Annotated in this window: 20 protein-coding genes; 18 read left to right on the top strand and 2 right to left on the bottom strand. The window is 69.0% G+C overall.

The features are described 5' to 3' along the window. The first annotated feature begins 2 nt into the window (after positions 1-2). The 3 genes from rpsG (at position 3) to tuf (ending at position 3,990) form a co-directional block, all read left to right on the top strand. A complete protein-coding gene (gene rpsG / locus IG86_RS0127240; RefSeq protein WP_007265894.1) occupies positions 3-473 on the top strand; it encodes a 30S ribosomal protein S7 in 471 nt (156 codons plus the stop codon). 39 nt (positions 474-512) lie between these two features. Then, positions 513-2,645 carry an elongation factor G gene (fusA, locus tag IG86_RS0127235; RefSeq protein ID WP_030026471.1) on the top strand — a complete coding sequence of 711 codons (2,133 nt, stop codon included), beginning with the start codon at positions 513-515 and terminating at the stop codon, positions 2,643-2,645. A 151-nt stretch (positions 2,646-2,796) separates the two neighbouring features. Further along, positions 2,797-3,990, top strand: coding sequence for an elongation factor Tu (gene tuf / locus IG86_RS0127230; protein ID WP_030653602.1), 1,194 nt, complete (start codon positions 2,797-2,799; stop codon positions 3,988-3,990). Between the two features lie 193 nt (positions 3,991-4,183). Here the strand turns inward: tuf and rfbC are convergent, their stop codons facing one another. Then, complete coding sequence (gene rfbC, locus IG86_RS0127225) at positions 4,184-4,783, bottom strand: dTDP-4-dehydrorhamnose 3,5-epimerase (protein ID WP_030653604.1); 600 nt, start codon at positions 4,781-4,783, stop codon at positions 4,184-4,186. Beyond that, positions 4,780-5,655: a glucose-1-phosphate thymidylyltransferase RfbA gene (rfbA, locus tag IG86_RS0127220; RefSeq protein ID WP_030026474.1), complete on the bottom strand. Its 876-nt coding sequence runs from the start codon at positions 5,653-5,655 to the stop codon at positions 4,780-4,782. Before rfbA ends, rfbC begins: the two co-directional genes overlap by 4 nt. Positions 5,656-5,736: 81 nt before the next feature. On the opposite strand from rfbA, the gene rfbB reads away from it, so the two are divergent. The 15 genes from rfbB to rpsS all read left to right on the top strand — a co-directional run bounded on the left by rfbB (position 5,737) and on the right by rpsS (position 20,455). Next, positions 5,737-6,714 carry a dTDP-glucose 4,6-dehydratase gene (gene rfbB / locus IG86_RS0127215; RefSeq protein ID WP_030900351.1) on the top strand — a complete coding sequence of 326 codons (978 nt, stop codon included), beginning with the start codon at positions 5,737-5,739 and terminating at the stop codon, positions 6,712-6,714. 47 nt (positions 6,715-6,761) lie between these two features. After that, positions 6,762-7,634: a dTDP-4-dehydrorhamnose reductase gene (gene rfbD / locus IG86_RS0127210; protein WP_030825958.1), complete on the top strand. Its 873-nt coding sequence runs from the start codon at positions 6,762-6,764 to the stop codon at positions 7,632-7,634. After that, on the top strand, positions 7,631-8,971 hold the full coding sequence (locus tag IG86_RS0127205) for a lipopolysaccharide biosynthesis protein (protein ID WP_199814483.1): 1,341 nt from the start codon (positions 7,631-7,633) through the stop codon (positions 8,969-8,971). Before rfbD ends, IG86_RS0127205 begins: the two co-directional genes overlap by 4 nt. Positions 8,972-9,039: 68 nt before the next feature. Next, a complete protein-coding gene (locus tag IG86_RS0127200; protein ID WP_030653618.1) occupies positions 9,040-9,729 on the top strand; it encodes a glycosyltransferase family 2 protein in 690 nt (229 codons plus the stop codon). Next, complete coding sequence (locus IG86_RS0127195) at positions 9,726-10,160, top strand: DUF2304 domain-containing protein (RefSeq protein WP_078848490.1); 435 nt, start codon at positions 9,726-9,728, stop codon at positions 10,158-10,160. Before IG86_RS0127200 ends, IG86_RS0127195 begins: the two co-directional genes overlap by 4 nt. 6 nt (positions 10,161-10,166) lie before the next feature. After that, positions 10,167-11,066 (top strand): glycosyltransferase family 2 protein, encoded by a 900-nt coding sequence (locus tag IG86_RS0127190; protein ID WP_030825951.1) that lies wholly within the window; start codon positions 10,167-10,169, stop codon positions 11,064-11,066. 142 nt (positions 11,067-11,208) lie between these two features. Beyond that, positions 11,209-12,906: a chromate transporter gene (locus IG86_RS0127185; RefSeq protein WP_157854900.1), complete on the top strand. Its 1,698-nt coding sequence runs from the start codon at positions 11,209-11,211 to the stop codon at positions 12,904-12,906. A 138-nt stretch (positions 12,907-13,044) separates the two neighbouring features. Beyond that, positions 13,045-15,648, top strand: coding sequence for a peptidoglycan recognition protein family protein (locus IG86_RS40170; protein WP_157854899.1), 2,604 nt, complete (start codon positions 13,045-13,047; stop codon positions 15,646-15,648). 93 nt (positions 15,649-15,741) lie between these two features. Then, the gene (locus tag IG86_RS0127175; RefSeq protein ID WP_030825932.1) at positions 15,742-16,863 is read left to right on the top strand and encodes a hypothetical protein; all 1,122 of its coding nucleotides are present in this window, start codon (positions 15,742-15,744) and stop codon (positions 16,861-16,863) included. A gap of 475 nt (positions 16,864-17,338) precedes the next feature. Further along, positions 17,339-17,647, top strand: a complete 309-nt coding sequence (rpsJ, locus tag IG86_RS0127170) for a 30S ribosomal protein S10 (protein WP_003948644.1) — start codon at positions 17,339-17,341, stop codon at positions 17,645-17,647. Between the two features lie 14 nt (positions 17,648-17,661). Then, positions 17,662-18,306, top strand: coding sequence for a 50S ribosomal protein L3 (gene rplC / locus IG86_RS0127165; protein ID WP_007265899.1), 645 nt, complete (start codon positions 17,662-17,664; stop codon positions 18,304-18,306). Between the two features lie 5 nt (positions 18,307-18,311). Continuing rightward, positions 18,312-18,962, top strand: coding sequence for a 50S ribosomal protein L4 (rplD, locus tag IG86_RS0127160; protein WP_030653638.1), 651 nt, complete (start codon positions 18,312-18,314; stop codon positions 18,960-18,962). Further along, positions 18,962-19,285 carry a 50S ribosomal protein L23 gene (gene rplW / locus IG86_RS0127155; RefSeq protein WP_007265901.1) on the top strand — a complete coding sequence of 108 codons (324 nt, stop codon included), beginning with the start codon at positions 18,962-18,964 and terminating at the stop codon, positions 19,283-19,285. Before rplD ends, rplW begins: the two co-directional genes overlap by 1 nt. Before the next feature lie 39 nt (positions 19,286-19,324). Then, positions 19,325-20,161: a 50S ribosomal protein L2 gene (gene rplB, locus IG86_RS0127150; RefSeq protein ID WP_030026325.1), complete on the top strand. Its 837-nt coding sequence runs from the start codon at positions 19,325-19,327 to the stop codon at positions 20,159-20,161. 12 nt (positions 20,162-20,173) lie between these two features. Next, a complete protein-coding gene (gene rpsS / locus IG86_RS0127145; RefSeq protein ID WP_007265903.1) occupies positions 20,174-20,455 on the top strand; it encodes a 30S ribosomal protein S19 in 282 nt (93 codons plus the stop codon). Positions 20,456-20,462 lie beyond the last annotated feature (7 nt).

Below are 20,462 nucleotides of genomic sequence, written 5' to 3'. Positions count from 1 at the left end.
GAATGCCTCGTAAGGGCCCCGCCCCGAAGCGCCCGGTCATCATCGACCCGGTCTACGCATCTCCTCTGGTGACGTCGCTCATCAACAAGATCCTCCTGAACGGCAAGCGCTCCACCGCCGAGCGCATCGTCTACGGCGCCATGGAAGGCCTCCGCGAGAAGACCGGCAACGACCCGGTCATCACGCTGAAGCGCGCGCTGGAGAACGTCAAGCCGTCCCTCGAGGTCAAGTCCCGCCGTGTCGGTGGCGCGACCTACCAGGTCCCCGTCGAGGTCAAGCCGGGTCGCCAGTCGACCCTGGCCCTCCGCTGGCTCGTGGGTTACTCCCGCGCCCGTCGTGAGAAGACCATGACCGAGCGCCTCATGAACGAGCTGCTCGACGCCTCCAACGGTCTTGGCGCTGCCGTCAAGAAGCGCGAGGACACGCACAAGATGGCCGAGTCCAACAAGGCCTTCGCGCACTACCGCTGGTAGTCCCACCCCACATCGAGACCGAGAGAAGACCGAAGCCTTATGGCTACCACTTCGCTTGACCTGGCCAAGGTCCGCAACATCGGGATCATGGCCCACATCGACGCGGGCAAGACGACCACCACCGAGCGCATCCTGTTCTACACCGGTGTGTCTTACAAGATCGGTGAGGTCCACGACGGCGCTGCCACGATGGACTGGATGGAGCAGGAGCAGGAGCGCGGCATCACGATCACGTCCGCCGCGACGACCTGCCACTGGCCGCTCGAGGACGTCGACCACACCATCAACATCATCGACACCCCGGGTCACGTTGACTTCACGGTCGAGGTGGAGCGTTCGCTCCGCGTCCTCGACGGTGCCGTCACCGTGTTCGACGGTGTCGCCGGTGTGGAGCCGCAGTCCGAGACCGTTTGGCGTCAGGCGGACCGCTACGGCGTCCCGCGCATCTGCTTCGTCAACAAGCTCGACCGTACCGGCGCCGAATTCCACCGCTGCGTCGACATGATCAAGGACCGCCTCGGCGCCGTCCCGATCGTCATGCAGCTCCCCATCGGTGCCGAGGCCGACTTCCAGGGTGTCGTCGACCTCGTCCGCATGAAGGCGCTCGTCTGGTCCGCTGAGGCGACCAAGGGCGAGATGTACGACATCGTCGACATCCCGGCCAGCCACACCGAGACCGCTGAAGAGTGGCGCGGCAAGCTGGTCGAGACCGTCGCCGAGAACGACGACGAGATCATGGAGCTCTTCCTCAACGGCGACGAGCCGACCGAGGAGCAGCTGCACGCCGCCGTCCGTCGCATCATCCTCGGCTCCGGCAAGGGCAAGGGCGAGCCCACGATCACCGCGGTGTTCTGTGGCACGGCGTTCAAGAACAAGGGCGTCCAGCCCCTGCTCGACGCCGTCGTCCGCTACCTGCCGTCGCCGCTGGACATCGAGGCCATCGAGGGCCACGACGTCCGCGACGCCGAGACGGTCGTGAAGCGCAAGCCGTCCGACGAGGAGCCCCTCGCCGCGCTCGCCTTCAAGATCATGAGCGACCCGCACCTCGGTAAGCTCACCTTCGTCCGGGTTTACTCGGGCCGCCTGGAGGCCGGCACTGCGGTGCTGAACTCCGTCAAGGGCAAGAAGGAGCGCATCGGCAAGATCTACCGCATGCACGCGAACAAGCGTGAGGAGATCGACTCGGTGGGCGCCGGCGACATCGTCGCCGTGATGGGCCTGAAGCAGACCACCACCGGTGAGACGCTGTGCGACGACAAGCAGCCCGTGATCCTGGAGTCCATGGACTTCCCGGCTCCGGTCATCCAGGTCGCCATCGAGCCCAAGTCCAAGGGTGACCAGGAGAAGCTGGGTGTCGCCATCCAGCGTCTCGCGGAGGAGGACCCCTCCTTCCACGTTCACTCGGACGAGGAGACGGGCCAGACCATCCTCGGCGGTATGGGCGAGCTGCACCTCGAGGTGCTGGTCGACCGTATGAAGCGCGAGTTCAAGGTCGAGGCCAACGTCGGCAAGCCGCAGGTCGCGTACCGCGAGACGATCCGCAAGGCCGTCGAGCGTCACGACTACACCCACAAGAAGCAGACCGGTGGTACCGGTCAGTTCGCCAAGGTGCAGATCGCGATCGAGCCCATCACCGAGGCCGACGGCCCGGCGTACGAGTTCGTGAACAAGGTCACCGGCGGTCGTGTGCCGAAGGAGTACATCCCTTCGGTGGACGCGGGTGCGCAGGAGGCCATGCAGTTCGGCATCCTGGCCGGCTACGAGATGACGGGCGTCCGCGTCACGCTTCTCGACGGTGGCTACCACGAGGTCGACTCCTCCGAGCTCGCCTTCAAGATCGCCGGCTCGCAGGCCTTCAAGGAGGCCGCGCGCAAGGCTTCTCCCGTGCTCCTCGAGCCGATGATGGCCGTCGAGGTCACCACGCCGGAGGAGTCCATGGGTGACGTCATCGGCGACATCAACTCCCGCCGTGGCCAGATCCAGGCCATGGAGGACCGTCACGGAGCCAAGATCGTCAAGGGCCTCGTGCCCCTGTCGGAGATGTTCGGCTACGTCGGCGACCTCCGCAGCAAGACCTCGGGTCGCGCCAGCTACTCGATGCAGTTCGACTCCTACGCCGAGGTTCCCCGGAACGTCGCCGAGGAGATCATCGCGAAGGCCAAGGGCGAGTAACTCTTCGGAGTACACGCTTTAGGCTTGTCACCGGCAGCCTCTGGGGCAACAGGAGCCACTCCCGTTGCCCCGGGGACCGGCCGGCTTCCCAGCAAAGATCACCTGGCGCCGATCTGTAAGGCGTACAGAACCACTCTCCAGGAGGACCCCCGTGGCGAAGGCGAAGTTCGAGCGGACTAAGCCGCACGTCAACATCGGCACCATCGGTCACATTGACCACGGTAAGACGACCCTCACGGCCGCCATTACCAAGGTGCTGCACGACGCGTACCCGGACCTGAACGAGGCCTCGGCCTTCGACCAGATCGACAAGGCTCCTGAGGAGCGCCAGCGCGGTATCACCATCTCCATCGCGCACGTCGAGTACCAGACCGAGGCGCGTCACTACGCCCACGTCGACTGCCCGGGTCACGCGGACTACATCAAGAACATGATCACCGGTGCCGCGCAGATGGACGGCGCGATCCTCGTGGTCGCCGCCACCGACGGCCCGATGCCGCAGACCAAGGAGCACGTGCTCCTGGCCCGCCAGGTCGGCGTTCCGTACATCGTCGTCGCCCTCAACAAGGCCGACATGGTGGACGACGAGGAGATCCTGGAGCTCGTCGAGCTCGAGGTCCGTGAGCTGCTCTCCGAGTACGAGTTCCCGGGCGACGACCTGCCGGTCGTCCGCGTCTCCGCGCTGAAGGCGCTCGAGGGCGACAAGGAGTGGGGCGAGAAGCTTCTCGGCCTCATGTCCGCCGTCGACGAGGCCATCCCGACCCCGCCGCGTGACACCGAGAAGCCGTTCCTCATGCCCGTCGAGGACGTCTTCACGATCACCGGTCGCGGTACGGTCGTCACCGGCCGTATCGAGCGTGGTGTCCTGAAGGTCAACGAGACCGTCGACATCATCGGTATCAAGGAAGAGAAGACCACCACCACGGTCACCGGTATCGAGATGTTCCGCAAGCTGCTCGACGAGGGCCAGGCCGGCGAGAACGTCGGTCTGCTCCTCCGTGGCATCAAGCGCGAGGACGTCGAGCGCGGCCAGGTCATCATCAAGCCCGGTTCGGTCACCCCGCACACCGAGTTCGAGGCCCAGGCCTACATCCTGTCGAAGGACGAGGGTGGCCGTCACACCCCGTTCTTCAACAACTACCGTCCGCAGTTCTACTTCCGTACCACGGACGTCACGGGTGTCGTCACCCTGCCGGCCGGCACGGAGATGGTCATGCCGGGCGACAACACCGAGATGTCGGTCGCGCTGATCCAGCCGGTCGCCATGGAGGAGGGCCTGAAGTTCGCCATCCGTGAGGGTGGTCGTACCGTGGGCGCCGGCCAGGTCACCAAGATCACGAAGTAATTCGTGTTCTGACCTGGTAGCTCGTTGACGAGCACCTGGTTGTACCGGAGGGCCCCGGCCCATCGCCTCGGCGGTGGGCCGGGGCCCTTCGGCTTTCCCCCGGCGTCGGGTCCGGGGCACCGGGGTCCGGGTACGGAAGAGGGCCGCACCCCCGTCCGGGGTGCGGCCCTTTCTGCGTGCGTGCGGCAGCCGGTCAGCTCACGCGGAGCGACTCGGTGAACTCCAGGCAGGCGGCGTGGTCCGGGAGCAGCCCGGTCGCGATGGCCTCGGCCAGCGACGGGGCGGCCTCGTCGCGCGCGGACAGCTGCGGGACGTCGGCCGGCCACTCGATGCCCAGGTCCGGGTCGAGCGGGTGAACCGAGTGCTCGCCGGTCGGGTTGTACGTCTCCGAGCACAGGTACGACAGGGTCGCGTCGTCGGTCAGGGCGCAGAAGCCGTGGCCGAGGCCCTCGGGGATGTAGACGGCGCGGCGGTCGACGTCGTCGAGGCGCACGCCCTCCCACTTGCCGAAGGTGGGGGAGCCCACCCGCAGGTCCACGATGACGTCGAGCACGGCACCGCGCACGCAGGTCACGTACTTGGCCTGGCCGCGCGGCACGTCGGCGAAGTGGATGCCGCGGACCACGCCGGCGGCGGAGACGGAGAGGTTCGCCTGGGCCAGGTTCAGCGGGTGGCCGACGACCTCCGCCAGGCGGTCGAAGCGGTACCACTCGGTGAACAGGCCGCGCGGGTCGCCGTGCAGCTGCGGGGTCACCTCGAAGGCGCCCGCGATGGAGAGTTCGCGGAACTTCACTTGCCCTCCTCCTCGTCGAGCAGGGCCAGGAGGTAGGTGCCGTAGCCGCTCTTGGTCAGCGGTTCGGCGAGCGCACGCAGCTGGGCGGAGTCGATGAGGCCGGCCCGCCAGGCCGCTTCCTCGATGCAGCCGATCTTGAAGCCCTGACGCTCCTCGATCACGCGGACGAACTCGGAGGCCTGGACCATCGAGACGAAGGTCCCGGTGTCGAGCCAGGCGGTGCCGCGGTCGAGGATGGTGACGTTCAGCTCGCCGGCCTGGAGGTAGGCGTCGTTGACGGCGGTGATCTCCAGCTCGCCGCGGGCGCTGGGCTTGAGCCCCTTGGCTATCTCCACGACCTGGTTGTCGTAGAAGTACAGACCCGGCACCGCGTAGCGGGACTTGGGCTTGACCGGCTTCTCCTCGATGGAGATGGCCTGGCCCTTCTCGTCGAACTCCACGACGCCGTAGGCGGTCGGGTCCGCCACCGGGTACGCGAACACGCGGCCGCCCTTGGCGTCCGTGTGCTGGGCGAGGCGGGTGCCGAGGCCGCTGCCGTGGAAGATGTTGTCGCCGAGGATCAGTGCGACCGACTCGTCGCCGATGAAGTCGGCGCCGAGCACGAACGCCTGGGCGATGCCCTCGGGGCGCTCCTGGACCGCGTATTCCAGCCGCAGTCCGAACTGCGAGCCGTCGCCGAGCAGGCGCTCGAACTGGTCACGGTCTTCAGGGGTGGTGATGATCAGGATTTCGCTGATACCCGCCATCACCAGGGTGGAGAGCGGGTAGTAGATCATCGGCTTGTCGAAGACGGGCAGCAGCTGCTTCGAGACGGCCCGAGTCAGCGGCCAGAGTCGCGATCCGGTGCCACCGGCCAAAAGGATTCCACGCATGGGTGAACCCTATGCGAGAGGGCCGGGGCGGTCCGACCGTCCGGCGTGTGACGTTCGGCAGGCGGCTAGACTCTTCGTATTATGCGCATCCTCGTGACCGGCGGCGCCGGCTTCATCGGTTCAGAATTCGTCCGCCAGCAGCTCGGTGCAGACGCCACGGCGCAGATCACCGTCTTCGACAAGCTGACCTACTCGGGCGTCGAGGCCAACCTCGCCCCGGTCGCGGACCACTCCGGCTACCGCTTCGTCAAGGGCGACATCTGCGACGCCGAGGCCGTCGACCAGGTGATGGCCGGCCACGACGTGGTCGTGCACTTCGCCGCCGAGTCCCACGTGGACCGGTCGATCGCCGGTGCGGGCCCCTTCGTCATGACGAACGTCGTCGGCACCCAGGTGCTGCTGGACGCCGCCCGCAAGCACGGCGTCGGCCGCTTCGTCCACATCTCCACCGACGAGGTCTACGGCTCGATCACCGAGGGCTCCTGGACCGAGGAGTGGCCGCTGGTGCCCAACTCCCCGTACTCCGCCTCCAAGGCGTCCTCCGACCTGCTGGCGCTGGCCTACGCGCGCACGCACGGCATGGACGTGGTGGTCACCCGCTGCTCCAACAACTACGGGCACTACCAGTTCCCGGAGAAGGTCATCCCGCTGTTCGTCTCGAACCTGATGGACGGCAAGAAGGTCCCGCTGTACGGCAACGGCGGCAACGTCCGCGACTGGCTGCACGTCTCCGACCACTGCCGCGGCATCGACCTGGCCATGCGCAAGGGCCGTGCCGGCGAGGTCTACAACATCGGCGGCGGCACCGAGCTCACCAACAAGGAGCTCACCGGCGTCCTGCTGGAAGCCGCGGGCCTCGGCTGGGACATGGTCGAGCACGTCGAGGACCGCAAGGGCCACGACCTGCGCTACTCCATCGACATCAGCAAGATCGGCGCGGAGCTGGGCTACGCCCCGCAGGTCACCTTCGAGGACGGCATCAAGGCCACCATCGACTGGTACCGCGAGAACCGCGCCTGGTGGGAGCCGCTGAAGGCGAAGGCGGCCCTGCAGAAGTGAGCACCAACTCGTCGGCCGGGCGCTGGCTCGTCACCGGCGCCGGCGGGATGCTCGGCCAGGACGTCCTGGCCGTCCTCAAGAGCGCCAGGATCGAGGCCGTGGGCCTGCGCCGCGCCGACCTCGACATCACCGACCCGGCCGCCGTCCGGGCGGCCGTCGAGGGCGCCACCGTGGTCGTGAACTGCGCCGCCTGGACGGACGTGGACGGCGCCGAGACCGCCGAGGAGGCCGCGACCGCCGTCAACGGCACCGCCGTGCGCGTCCTCGCGCAGGCGTGCGCCGCCGCCCATGTGCGCCTGATCCACGTGTCCACCGACTACGTGCTCCCCGGCGACGCCTCGGAGCCGTACCGCGAGGACGCCGTGACCGGACCGGTGAACGCCTACGGGCGTTCCAAGCTGGTCGGCGAGCAGGCCGTCACCGAGCTGCTGCCGCAGGACGGTTACGTCGTACGGACCGCCTGGCTGTACGGCGAGCACGGGCCGAACTTCGTCGCCACCATGCTGAAGCTGGCCGCCCAGCGCGACACCCTCGACGTGGTCGACGACCAGCACGGCCAGCCCACCTGGTCCAAGGCGCTCGCCCGCCACCTGGTCGAGCTCGGCCTGGCCGCCCTCAAGGGCTGGGCCATGGGCGGGATCTACCACGGCACCGCGAGCGGCCGGACCACCTGGATGGGACTGGCCCGCGAGACCTACCGGCTGAGCGGCCTGGACCCCGAGCGGATCCGGCCGACCACCTCCGAGGCGTTCGTCCGTCCCGCCGTCCGTCCCGCCTTCAGCGTGCTCGCGCACGACGCGTGGAAGGAAGAGGCCGGACTGGAGCCGCTCCCCGACTGGCGCGAGCAGCTGGCCCAGGCGCTCGCCACCCCCGCCTTCGCCGCGCTCGCGAAGGCGGCCCGGGACGGCCGCACGGGATGAAGACCCTGCTGAACAAGCTGACCGCGGCGCTGCCGCCGGGCACCGTCGCGGTGGCCGGCGGCACCGTCGTGCTCGGCGCGGCCTCGTACGCCCACCTGGGCGTGGCCGGTCACAGCCTGTCCGATGCGGGTTATGCCAACGTCTCGGTGCTGTGGACGATCGTGATGTCCCTCGGCATCGGCATCTTCTTCCCCCTGGAGCAGGAGCTCACCCGGATCGTCTCCGCCCGGGTGGTCCTCGGCCAGGGAGCGGCCCCGGTGCTGCGCCGGGCCGGACTGCTCACCGCCGGGATCCTCGGCGCGACCCTGCTGGTCCTCGGCCTCGGCGCCCGGCCCCTCGCCGACCTGCTGTTCCAGGGGGACCGCGCCCTGGTGGCCGCGCTCGGCGGCGCCTTCGCCGGCATGGCCGTCTGCTACCTGACCCGCGGTGTGCTGGCCGGCCTCGGCCGCTTCGGCGCGTACGGCACCCAGCTCGCCGTCGACGGCGGGCTGCGGATCGTCCTCGCCTTCGGGTGCGCCCTCTTCGGACTGCACTCGGCGCTGGCCTTCAGCCTCATCCTGGCCGTCGCGCCCGTGGTGGCGACGCTGGTGACGCTGCCCGCGCTGCTGCGCGCGGTCGGCCCCGGCGAGCAGATCGCCTGGCGGGAGCTGTCGGGCGGCCTCGGCCTGCTCGTCTGCGCCACGCTGCTGTCCCAACTGGTCGTGAACGCCGCCGTGATGAGCACCAAGCTCCTGGCACCGACCGACAGCGCGCTGATCGCGGCGCTGATGAGCGCGACGGTCCTCGCGCGGGTACCGCTCTTCGTCTTCGGCTCGCTCCAGGCCTCGCTGCTCAGCGGCCTGACCGCCGCCTTCACCGCCGGCGACCGCGTTGCCTTCTGGGCGATGCTGCGCCGGATCGCCATGGTCGTCGGAGCGCTCGGCCTGCTCGGCGGCGTGCCCGCCACGGTCCTCGGGCCCTGGCTCATCGAGGTGCTCTTCGGCATCCAGGACCCGGTGCTGGGAAGCTTCGACTTCTTCCTGCTGTCCGCCGGTACCGCGGCATACATGTTCGCGATGGTCCTCGGACAGGCGCTCATGGTATTCAAGCGGCACAACCTGCAGTTGCTCTGCTGGGCCCTCGGTACCGCGGTCCTGGTGGGCATCACCCTGATCCCCGGCGAGGTGTCCGTGCGCGTGATCGTCGCCTACGCCCTGGGATCGACGGCCACCGTGCTCGCTATGCTGGCAGCCCTCAGGCTGAGCTTCCCCGGAACCGCGGCCGCAGCCGGTGAAGCACCCCGGCAGACGACCGACGCAGACACCGGCGCCCCGGGCGTGGGCGCGGTCGGGAGATGACCATGCCGGCCCAAGACGTCACACCGATCACCGAGCACTCGTACGTGCCACTTTCCGCTGGAGCTACCGTGTCCCAATACGACGATGTCTGGCTGGTCATACCGGCCTATAACGAGGGCCAGGTGATCGCCGAGGTGGTCGAGGGGGCCCGCAAGACGTTCCCCAACATCGTCGTCGTCGACGACGGCAGCACCGACGACTCGGCCGCGCACATAGCGACCACGGGCGCCCACCTGGTGCGCCACCCGGTCAACCTCGGCCAGGGCGCGGCCCTCCAGACCGGTCTGAAGTACGCGATCGCCCAGCCCGGTTCCCGCTACTTCGCGACCTTCGACGCCGACGGCCAGCACCAGACCAAGGACGTCGAGACGATGGTCGGCGTGCTGCGGCGGGACGAGGCCGACGTGGTCCTCGGCTCCCGCTTCATCGAGCAGAACGGCCAGGTGCCGTGGATCAAGCAGGTCGTCCTGCGCACGGCCGCCGCCGTCAGCCCCACCGCCCGCAAGCTCAAGCTCACCGACGCGCACAACGGTCTGCGCGTCCTGAGCCGCAAGGCCGCCGAGCAGCTGAACATCACGATGAACGGCATGGCGCACGCGTCCGAGCTCGTCGGTTTCCTCGCGGGCTCCGACCTGCGGGTCACCGAGGTGCCCGTCGACATCCTCTACACCGAATACTCGCGCTCCAAGGGCCAGTCCCTCATCAACGGCGTGAACATCATCTTTGACATTTCGCTGCGGGAGCGTGGGCGTCGATGAAGTACTTCTGGATCCAGCTCGTCCTGATCGTCGGCTCCGTGTCGATGGCCCTGGTGTTCATCCGCACGTGGAGCCAGGCGAAGAACCGGGCCTGGAAGCGCATCGCCTTCTCCCTGTTCGTCGTCGTCAACGTGTACGCCGTGCTCCGCCCCACCGACGTCACCTGGCTCGCCCACCAGCTCGGCGTCGGCCGCGGCACCGACCTGGTGCTGTACGTGATGGTCCTCGCGATGGGCTTCCTCACGCTCAACACCTTCCTGCGGTTCCGCTCGCTGGAGAAGAAGATCACCGACCTCGCCCGGACGGTGGCCATCAACGAGGGCACGCGCCACAACGACGAGCGGCTGGGGGCGGCCTCCGCCGCCGGCTCCACGCCGGCCGCCGACGCGGACGCGGACGCCAAGGCCGACTCCGACTCCGTGAAGGCCTGAAGCTCCATGGTGACCTTCGACTTCATGCTCCCCTATTACGGGGACGTGCAGCTGATGCAGGACGCCGTCCGCAGCGTCCTGGCGCAGACGGACCGGGACTTCCGCCTCGTCGTGATCGACGACGGCAAGGAGCCCGACGTACCGGGCTGGTTCGCCGGGCTCGGCGACGACCGCGTGCACTACACGCGCAACGAGCAGAACCTCGGCATCACCAAGAACTTCCAGAAGTGCGTGCGGCTGTCCGAGGCCGACTACGTGGTCATCATGGGCTGCGACGACGTCCTGCACCCGCACTACCTGGAGACCGTCCGCGCGATCGTCGACGCCCAGCCGGGCATCGGCATGGTCCAGCCCGGCGTCGAGGTCATCGACGGCACGGGCCAGGTGACCCAGGGCCTGGCGGACAACACCAAGAAGCGGCTGTACGCACCCCAGGTGAAGGGCCGTCGCCTGATGGGCGGCGAGGAGCTGGCCGCCAGCGTGCTGCGCGGCAACTGGCTCTACTTCCCGTCGATCGCCTGGCGCGGCGAGGTGCTGCGCAAGGTGAACTTCCGTGACGACTACTCGGTGATCCAGGACCTCGCGCTCGTGGTCGACCTGCTCGAAGGCGGTGAGCAGATGGTCATCGACAACACGACGACCGTCTTCCAGTACCGCCGGCACGCCGTCAGCGAGTCGTCGGTCCAGGCCTTCTCCGGCACCCGCTTCGCCGAGGCCGAGCGGTACTTCTCCGCGGTCGCGGACCGCATGGACGCCCGCGGCTGGCCGAAGGCGGCCCGCGCGGCCCGCTTCCACAGCGCCTCCCGGCTGCACGCGCTGACGATGCTCCCCGGAGCGCTGCGCAGCGGCAACAAGGCCGGCGCCCGCACCCTGGCCAAGCACGCCTTCACCTCCGGCCAGAACTGATCAGACTCCGCCCACCACGAAACGGACCGAGATGACACACCTGGCCCCCGAGGCGGTCGGCGAAGCCGGCCCCCCGGCCCAGCGGCACTCCGAACCGGCACAGGGCAAGAGCCGCCCGGCCCTCTCAGGGATCCGGGTGTGGATGTCCCGGAGGTGGGTGCAGATCCTGGCCGAGGTCGTCGTCAGCGTGGTGGCGGCCCTCGGATTCACGCTGCTGAGCCGGCACATCAGCGTCAACCCGATGAACCGTCTCGGCCAGGTCAGCGGACTCGCCAAGCTCCAGCTGTACGTGGCCGTCCTCGGGCTCCCGCTGCTCGGACTGCTGCTGTACACGGCCTACCGTGGCTCCGTCCGGCGCCACGAACTCGTCAAGCGGCTGGTCTGCGCCGCCCTGGCCGGGCTGGTCACCGGCGTGGTGGCGGGCGGCGTCGTCGTCGCGCTGCGCGGCACCCCGCACCCGCTCGGCGGCCAGGAGGGCGACCCGAGCGTTCTGGTGGAGATGGCCAACTCGTTCCTGTCGGGCGAGGGCATGTCCGGCATCTACCCGCCCGCGTTCCCGGCGCTGATCGCCCTGTGGGCCAAGGTCCGCTACGACGGCCTCGGCAGCGCGGGCTTCGCCCTGCACGACCTCCAGATCGTCTGCAGCGCCCTGGTCGGCCCGATGGCGTACCTGGCGTGGCGGCTGCTGCTGCGTCCCTTCTGGGCGCTGCTGATCGCCGTCCCGTCGGCCGTGCTCTTCCTCGACCCGGTCCGCCCGTACAGCCACGTCGTGATGATCGTGCTGCTGCCGCTCCTCGGGTACTGCCTCCGCGAGCTGCGCCGGTCGGCCGGCCGCACCCCGAAGTCCCTGGTGCTGCGGGGCGTGGGCCTCGGCGCGATCTTCGGGGCGCTCTTCCTCTGGTACTCGGGCTGGTTCGTCTGGGCCGCGCCCGGCGCCGCGGTCCTCTTCCTCTTCCTCTTCCCGTGGCGGGCCGGCGCCCCCGCGGTGAAGCGGGCGGCGCTGTTCGTCGGGTCCGTGCTGGTCACCGCCGGGATCATCGGCGCCCCGCTGCTCTACCAGATGGTGCGGCTGGGCTCGCAGACCCCGGACCGGTACGCCTACCTCGGCGTCTACGCGGACCCGGCGTACGTCCTGGGCTGGATCTCCGACCGGACCGGCTACATCAAGTACAACCAGTGGCCGGTCTCCGGCGAGATGGCCGGCCAGACCGGGTTCGCACTGCTGCTGATCCTGGGCGTGGGCCTCGGAGTCGGCCTCGGCCTGCGCAACGTCATGGTCCGCACCGCCGCGGCGGTGCTCGCCGGCGCCTGGCTGGCCCGCTTCTGGTTCGCCTCGCACATGGCCCACGACAAGGCGGTGCAGCTCTTCCCCCGGACCACCTGGATCATCATGTACTCGCTGATGATCCTGGCCGTCCTCGGCGTGATGTCGGCGGTCCAGCGGGGCTCCGGCTGGGCCGAGCGGACCCTGCGGCCCGCCTCCGCGGCCCCGTCCGCGCCCGTCATTGCGCGCCGGACGATCCGTCAGCTCTCCGCAGGCATGGTGTGCGCGGTCGCGCTGTTCGCCACCATGGGCGCCTCCTGGTCGGCCAACCGCTACATGCCGACGCACGAGGACACCGACCTCATGGGCCTCGACGCCTGGCGCGCGCACAACATCAAGCTGCCGAGCGGCAAGTGCCCGCGCTTCGCGCCGAACAAGGACTGCGAGAACCTCGACGTCAAGCTGTGGAAGCAGTTCGAGGACGACGGCGAGATCTGGTGCGCCAACATCGTGGCCAAGGACTGGCCCGCGATCTGCGGCCGCAAGGCGCCGTTCAAGGACAAGTCGGTGGAATAGCAACCCTGTGCGATCCGGCTGCGACGCGCATCACGTTCGCAGCCCCCGTCCCACCCTGATGGGCCGTCGCCGCGACCAGTAGGATCCCGTCGGCCAGTGCTGTCACCTGGCGGGATCTGCATAGGGGTTGGGGACAACTTGAAAATAGGTCGTGCGCGCGGGACGGCTCTGGCCGCCGCGCTCGGCGTCGTGGCGGTCCTGGGCATCCAGGGCGTCGCAAGCGGCACGGGCGGTTCGGACGAGGGCGAGGTGTCGCCCTACAGCGCCCGCGCCCGCGAGAAGGGTCCGGTCGCGGGGGAGCTGCACAAGCTCGCCCTCAAGCCCAAGGGCAGGGGCGAGGCCGTCCTCTCCCAGCAGGACACCGAGCCGTTCGGGCTCCTCGGCGTCTCCTGGACCGACCCCGAGGCCGAGGTGAAGGGCAGGATCGAGGCCCGCACCCGGGACGCCGACAGCGGCAAGTGGTCGAAGTGGGTCGTGCTGGAGCAGGCCGAGTCCGGCCTCGACGGCAAGCGCCCGGGCCTGCGCGGCGCCACCGAGCCGGTCTGGGTCGGCCCGTCCGACGGCGCCGAGGTACGGGTGACCGGGGGCGGCACGCTCCCCGCCGGCATGGAGCTGAACCTGGTGGACCCGGGCGCCGGCGCCGCCAAGGCGAAGAAGAAGGGCGACCTGGGCCTCGGGCCGGCCGCCTTCGCCCTCCCCGCGGTGGACCCCGCGCCGACGACGCCGGGACCGGAATCGACCGCCCCGCGGCCGGACGTGGTCTCGCGCGTGCAGTGGGGCGCCGACGAGTCCCTGAACAACGAGGGCCCGATCTACCTGCCCGGCGGGAAGATCAAGGCGGTCTTCGTCCACCACACCGCGGCCACCGCCCCGTACGAGTGCTCCGAGTCCGCCGCCATCGTCCGCAGCCTGCACGTCTACCACGTACAGGGCAACGGCTGGCGCGACCTCGGCTACAACTTCCTCGTCGACAAGTGCGGAACGGTCTTCGAGGGCCGCCAGGGCGGTGTGGACCAGCCCGTCCAGGGCGCGCACACCTACGGCTGGAACGCCGAGTCGACGAGCGTCTCCGTCCTCGGCGACTACACCACCGCCGGGGCCTCGACCGCCGCGCTGGGCGCCATCTCCAAGGTCGCGGCCTACAAGCTGGGCCAGTACGACGGCGACATGAGCGGCACCGCGACGCTGACCGCGGGCGCCACCCAGGCGAACTACTTCGGCAAGAGCTACACCGCCGGCCAGCAGTACGAGTTCAAGTCGCTCTCGGGCCACCGGGACGGCTTCAACACCCAGTGCCCGGGCAACGCGCTCTACCCGCAGCTGGAAGCGCTCCGGCAGACGGGCCCCGCGGCCCAGCTGAAGATCGCCTCGGTGAACGGGGCGACGGCCACGCCGGGCGCCACCCTCCCGAGCGGCGCCGCCCTGACGGTCGACTGGACCACCAGCACGGCCACCGGCCGGCTGTCCAAGTTCGAGCTGCTCGTGGACGGCGAGGCCACCGCGGTCACCGACGGCGCGGCCCGCAGGGCGACGGCCGTCGTGACCGACGGCAGGCACGAGGTCCGGGTCCGGGCGACCGCCGTGAACGGCAAGGTCTCCACGAGCCTCGCCGTCACCGTCGAGGCCGAGGTCAAGGGCGCCAAGTTCGTCCCCCTCGCCCCGAAGCGCCTGATGGACACCCGTGAGGGCCTCGGTGTCCGCAAGGGCCCCGTCGGCAGCGGCGAAGTGGTCACCCTGCCGGTGACCGCGGCCACCGGTGGCACGCCCACCGCGGTGGTGCTGAACGTGACGGCGACCAACCCGACGCAGCCCAGCTTCGTGTCGGTGTACCCGAGCGGTACGACCCGCTCCAGTGCGTCGAACCTGAACTTCACCCCGGGCAGGACGATCCCCAACCTGGTGGTCGTGCCCGTCGTGGACGGCAAGGTCAGCTTCTACAACAACCAGGGCACCGTCGACCTGATCGCCGACATCACCGGCTACTTCACCTCGACCGCCGACGGCGCCACCCAGACCAACTTCGGCCCGAAGCGCCTCATGGACACCCGTGAGGGCCTCGGCGTCCCGAAGGGCCCGGTCGGCACCGGCGGCGTGGTCACCCTGCCCGTGGCGGGCGTCGACGGCATCCCGGCCACCGGCGTCAAGGCCGTGGTGCTGAACGTGACGGCGACGAACCCGACGCAGCCCAGCTTCGTGTCGGTGTACCCGAGCGGCACGACCCGCTCCAGCGCGTCGAACCTGAACTTCACCCCGGGCCAGACGATCCCCAACCTGGTGGTCGTGCCGGTCGTGGACGGCAAGGTCAGCTTCTTCAACAACCAGGGCACCGTCGACCTGATCGCGGACATCACCGGCTACTTCTCGGACGGCGACGCGGGCGCCACGCACGCGAACTTCGGTCCGAAGCGCCTGATGGACACCCGTACGGGCACGGGCGTGCGCCAGGGCCCGGTCAGCGGCGGAAGCGTCGTCACGCTGCCCGTCGCCGGCATCGGGGGAGTCCCGGCCACCGGGATCAAGGCCGTGGTGCTGAACGTGACCGCGACCAACCCGACCGAGGCCAGCTTCGTGTCGGTCTTCCCGAGCGGTACGACCCGTACGAGCGCGTCGAACCTGAACTTCACCGCGGGCCTCACGATCCCCAACCTGGTGGTCGTACCGGTCGTGGACGGCAAGGTCAGCTTCTACAACAACTCGGGTTCCGTGGATCTCATCGCGGACATCACGGGCTACTTCCGCTGACGGAAGAAACGTCTTTGCGCAGGTGAGGGGCTCCGCACCATCCGGTGCGGAGCCCCTCGCACATGTCGGGCGGGGAACGGACGAGGACAGGGCATGGGGAAGAACGACGACAACGGACCGGGCGTCTCCGACGAGGAGTGGGCCCGTTTCATGGAGCAGGCCGCCCAGGGGGCCGGGGGCGCGCCGAAGGAGCCCTCCGCACGGGCGCGCATGGTGACCGAGCGGCTGCGCGCCACCCAGGGCCAGGAGCCACCGGGATGGCGCACCGGCCCCGCGTGGCGAGAACGCCGGCGGCCGCGCCGACTCAAGGCCGTCGCGGCCGTCGTGGCCATCGCCGGGCTCGCGCTGATCGCCGTACGGCCCGAGCTGGTGATCGACCGCCTCACGGGCAAGGCCGAGGCCCGGGAGGACGCCCGGAAGGCGGGCCCGCTGGCCGCCGAGACCGACCGCCCGACCGCCCCGCCGCCGTCCGTGGACCCGGACCGGCCGACCCTGCAGGACCCCTTCCGCGGCTCCCCGGCCCTGCAGTGGGCGGACGGCGCCGCCGGCATCGAGCTCCCGGAGGCCACCGCCGTCGGCGGGGTGTCCAAGGAGAAGATCGCGGAGACGCTCCGGAACGCCAAGGCGTTCCTGGTCGCGGCCAACCTCGACCCGGCGGTGCTGAAGGGGGAGCGCCCCGAGGCGGCCCTGGCGCTGCTGGACCCCAAGAACACCGAGGCCTCCGAGCACCTGGAGAAGTCACTGGCCCAGCCCGGCAGGGAACAGGACCCGGTGAACCTCTTCACCCGGTACAAGCCGGCCGAGGTCAAGCCCGTGGGCGACGTGGTCAAGGTCCGCGGCCGGATGTGGGTGGAAGCCGGGAAGGAACAGGGCCAGGCCGACGTCCGGCTCGACTACTCGTTCGTGTACCCGCTGGTGAAGGCCGCACCGGGCGCGGACCAGGTCGAGCGGACCATCGTGCGCCGCGAGATCACCTTCACGGTCGCGGACCCGCGCAAGTGGCAGGTCACCGCGGGCCGGCTGCGGCTCTCCGACTACCGCGTCGACCTCGCCAACAGCGCCTGCGAGGTGTACGACGGCTACCTGCACCCGGGCTTCGACGCGGACCCCGCGGCCGGACCCACGCCCTCCGGGCCGCCCAAGGACCCGTACGACCGGAGCAAGGGCATCGAGGCGGGCTCGCCGGAGGGCTGCGGGACGGTCTCGCGGACCTGACGCGACCGGGGGAGGGGCCCCGCCGGGCAAAGGGCGCGGCGCAGTTTGACCACTCAGCGTGGCGGGGTATTCTCTTCGGCCCGATTGGCCAGGTACGTGTCTCGTATGGCAGACTACTCAAGTTGCTCGGCTGAGTGCCGATGCTGCGCGCCTCCCGCCGGGAGGACCGGAAGCGAGTCCCACAGTACTCGTCGTCCTTAATCTGCCTCTCGGGGCAGCAATGGGGGCGGACGTACGGGAATCTTCTGGGAAGTGTCAGCACGGTGCCCACCAGGCACTCGGTGGGTGTTTCTCCCCCGAATCGCGGTCATGGGACCGCACCCCCTTGGACGAGGGAATTTCCGTATGGGAATTTTCTGTAGAGGGAGTGCGACACGCCCGACCGCGTGGGTCGGAGGAGAGGCCGCGGGACCCCGTCCCGCAGCCGACCGGGAGCCAGAGCGTTTCCACACAGAGACAGGACTACGGAGTAGCCATGGCGGGACAGAAGATCCGCATCCGGCTCAAGGCCTACGACCACGAGGTCATCGACTCCTCGGCGAAGAAGATCGTCGAGACGGTGACGCGCACTGGTGCGTCGGTCGCGGGCCCGGTGCCGCTGCCCACTGAGAAGAACGTGTACTGCGTCATCAAGTCGCCGCACAAGTACAAGGACTCGCGCGAGCACTTCGAGATGCGCACGCACAAGCGCCTGATCGACATCCTCGACCCGACGCCCAAGACCGTTGACTCGCTGATGCGCCTGGACCTTCCGGCCGGCGTTGACATCGAGATCAAGCTCTGAGAGGCGTCGAGAAGATGGCAAAGCAGATCAAGGGCGTCCTGGGCGAGAAGCTCGGCATGACCCAGGTCTGGGACGAGAACAACCGTGTCGTCCCGGTGACCGTCGTCAAGGCCGGGCCCTGCGTCGTTACCCAGGTCCGTACGAACGACATCGACGGCTACGAGTCGGTCCAGATCGCCTTCGGCGAGATCGACCCGCGCAAGGTGAACAAGCCCCTCAAGGGCCACTTCGCCAAGGCCGACGTGACCCCCCGCCGCCACCTGGTGGAGCTCCGCACCTCCGACGCCAGCGAGTACACGCTCGGCCAGGAGATCACTGCTGAGGTGTTCGAGTCCGGCGTCAAGGTTGACGTCACGGGCAACAGCAAGGGCAAGGGCTTCGCCGGTGTCATGAAGCGGCACAACTTCCGGGGCCTCGGCGCCGGTCACGGTGTGCAGCGCAAGCACCGCTCCCCCGGTTCGATCGGTGGCTGCGCCACCCCTGGGCGTGTCTTCAAGGGCATGCGCATGGCCGGTCGCATGGGTAACGAGCGCGTCACCACCCAGAACCTGACCATCCACGCGGTAGACGCGGAGAAGGGTCTGCTCCTCATCAAGGGCGCAGTCCCCGGTCCGAACGGCGGCCTCGTCCTGGTCCGTACCGCGGCCAAGGGGGCTTGAGGTTAATGAGCACCATTGACATCCTTTCGCCGGCAGGCGACAAGGCCGGTACCGTCGAGCTCCCCGCGGAGATCTTCGACGCGAAGACCAGCGTTCCGCTGATCCACCAGGTCGTCGTCGCCCAGCTGGCCGCTGCCCGTCAGGGTACGCACAAGACCAAGACCCGTGGCGAAGTCCGTGGTGGTGGCAAGAAGCCTTACCGCCAGAAGGGCACCGGCCGCGCCCGTCAGGGTTCGACCCGCGCTCCGCAGTTCGCCGGCGGTGGCGTCGTCCACGGCCCGCAGCCGCGTGACTACTCGCAGCGGACCCCCAAGAAGATGAAGGTCGCCGCCCTCCGCGGTGCCCTCTCGGACCGTGCGCGTCACTCCCGCATCCACGTCGTCACCGGCGTGGTCGAGGGTGCCGTCTCCACGAAGGCCGCCAAGACGCTGTTCGGCAAGATCTCGGAGCGCAAGAACCTGCTCCTGGTCGTCGAGCGTGCCGACGAGGCCGCGTGGCTGTCCGCCCGCAACCTGCCCCAGGTTCACATCCTGGAGCCGGGCCAGCTGAACACGTACGACGTGATCGTCTCTGACGACGTGGTCTTCACCCAGGCCGCGCTCGAGTCCTTCGTGTCTGGCCCCAAGGCCGATGAGACCGAAGGGAGCGACGCCTGATGTCTGAGGCGACCGTTACCAGCAAGACCTTCACCGACCCGCGCGACCTGCTGATCAAGCCGGTCGTCTCGGAGAAGAGCTACGCGCTGCTGGACGAGAACAAGTACACGTTCATCGTCGCGCCCGGCGCCAACAAGACCCAGATCAAGCAGGCCGTCGAGGCGGTCTTCTCGGTCAAGGTCACCGGGGTCAACACGATCAACCGTCAGGGTAAGCGCAAGCGCACCAAGACCGGTTTCGGCAAGCGCGCCAACACCAAGCGCGCCATCGTGACCCTTGCCGAGGGCAACCGTATCGACATCTTCGGCGGCCAGGCCTCCTAACGGAGGTCTAGTCGTCCGGAATCGGACGAGGACTGAGAAATGGGTATCCGCAAGTACAAGCCGACGACCCCGGGCCGTCGTGGCTCCAGCGTCGCCGACTTTGTCGAGATCACGCGGTCCACGCCGGAGAAGTCGCTGGTCCGCCCCCTGCACAGCAAGGGCGGCCGTAACAACACCGGTCGTGTGACCGTTCGCCACCAGGGTGGTGGCCACAAGCGCGCCTACCGCGTGATCGACTTCCGTCGTCACGACAAGGACGGCGTGCCGGCCAAGGTCGCGCACATCGAGTACGACCCCAACCGCACCGCGCGCATCGCGCTGCTGCACTACGCCGACGGCGAGAAGCGCTACATCATCGCGCCGCGCGGTCTGCAGCAGGGTGACCGGATCGAGAACGGCCCCACGGCCGACATCAAGCCGGGCAACAACCTCGCGCTCCGCAACATCCCGGTCGGTACCACGATCCACGCGATCGAGCTCCGCCCCGGTGGCGGCGCCAAGTTCGCGCGTTCCGCTGGTGCCTCCGTGCAGCTGCTGGCGAAGGAGGGCGTGATGGCCCACCTTCGTATGCCGTCCGGTGAGATCCGTCTCGTCGACGCGCGCTGCCGCGCCACGGTCGGCGAGGTCGGCAACGCCGAGCAGTCGAACATCAACTGGGGCAAGGCCGGCCGCATGCGCTGGAAGGGCGTTCGCCCCTCCGTCCGCGGTGTCGCGATGAACCCGGTTGACCACCCGCACGGTGGTGGTGAGGGCAAGACCAGCGGTGGTCGCCACCCGGTCTCCCCGTGGGGTCAGAAGGAGGGTCGTACTCGTTCGCCGAAGAAGGCTTCGAACAAGTACATCGTCCGCCGCCGCAAGACGAACAAGAAGCGCTAGGAGCGGGTTTAGATGCCGCGCAGTCTCAAGAAGGGGCCCTTCGTCGACGACCACCTCGTAAAGAAGGTGGACGCCCAGAACGAAGCCGGCACCAAGAACGTCATCAAGACCTGGTCCCGTCGCTCGATGATCATCCCCAGCATGCTGGGTCACACCATCGCGGTGCACAACGGCAAGACCCACGTCCCGGTGTTCGTCACCGAGTCGATGGTCGGCCACAAGCTCGGCGAGTTCTCGCCGACTCGCACCTTCCGCGGCCACGTCAAGGACGACCGGAAGTCGAAGCGCCGCTAAAGGCGGG

The sequence above is a fragment of the Streptomyces virginiae genome (assembly GCF_000720455.1).
Taxonomy (GTDB): Bacteria; Actinomycetota; Actinomycetes; order Streptomycetales; family Streptomycetaceae; genus Streptomyces; species Streptomyces virginiae.
This window is presented reverse-complemented; position numbering and strand designations above follow the sequence as displayed.

Coding starts and splice junctions, on each gene's coding strand:
- rpsG (WP_007265894.1), top strand. CDS start 3: ATGCCTCGTAAGGGCCCCGCCCCGAAGCGCCCGGTCATCATCGACCCG.
- rplB (WP_030026325.1), top strand. CDS start 19,325: ATGGGTATCCGCAAGTACAAGCCGACGACCCCGGGCCGTCGTGGCTCC.
- fusA (WP_030026471.1), top strand. CDS start 513: ATGGCTACCACTTCGCTTGACCTGGCCAAGGTCCGCAACATCGGGATC.
- rfbB (WP_030900351.1), top strand. CDS start 5,737: ATGCGCATCCTCGTGACCGGCGGCGCCGGCTTCATCGGTTCAGAATTC.
- rfbD (WP_030825958.1), top strand. CDS start 6,762: ATGCTCGGCCAGGACGTCCTGGCCGTCCTCAAGAGCGCCAGGATCGAG.
- rfbA (WP_030026474.1), bottom strand. CDS start 5,655: ATGCGTGGAATCCTTTTGGCCGGTGGCACCGGATCGCGACTCTGGCCG.
- rpsJ (WP_003948644.1), top strand. CDS start 17,339: ATGGCGGGACAGAAGATCCGCATCCGGCTCAAGGCCTACGACCACGAG.
- IG86_RS0127185 (WP_157854900.1), top strand. CDS start 11,209: ATGTCCCGGAGGTGGGTGCAGATCCTGGCCGAGGTCGTCGTCAGCGTG.
- IG86_RS0127205 (WP_199814483.1), top strand. CDS start 7,631: ATGAAGACCCTGCTGAACAAGCTGACCGCGGCGCTGCCGCCGGGCACC.
- rplW (WP_007265901.1), top strand. CDS start 18,962: ATGTCTGAGGCGACCGTTACCAGCAAGACCTTCACCGACCCGCGCGAC.
- rplD (WP_030653638.1), top strand. CDS start 18,312: ATGAGCACCATTGACATCCTTTCGCCGGCAGGCGACAAGGCCGGTACC.
- rpsS (WP_007265903.1), top strand. CDS start 20,174: ATGCCGCGCAGTCTCAAGAAGGGGCCCTTCGTCGACGACCACCTCGTA.
- IG86_RS0127175 (WP_030825932.1), top strand. CDS start 15,742: ATGGGGAAGAACGACGACAACGGACCGGGCGTCTCCGACGAGGAGTGG.
- IG86_RS0127190 (WP_030825951.1), top strand. CDS start 10,167: ATGGTGACCTTCGACTTCATGCTCCCCTATTACGGGGACGTGCAGCTG.
- IG86_RS0127195 (WP_078848490.1), top strand. CDS start 9,726: ATGAAGTACTTCTGGATCCAGCTCGTCCTGATCGTCGGCTCCGTGTCG.
- rplC (WP_007265899.1), top strand. CDS start 17,662: ATGGCAAAGCAGATCAAGGGCGTCCTGGGCGAGAAGCTCGGCATGACC.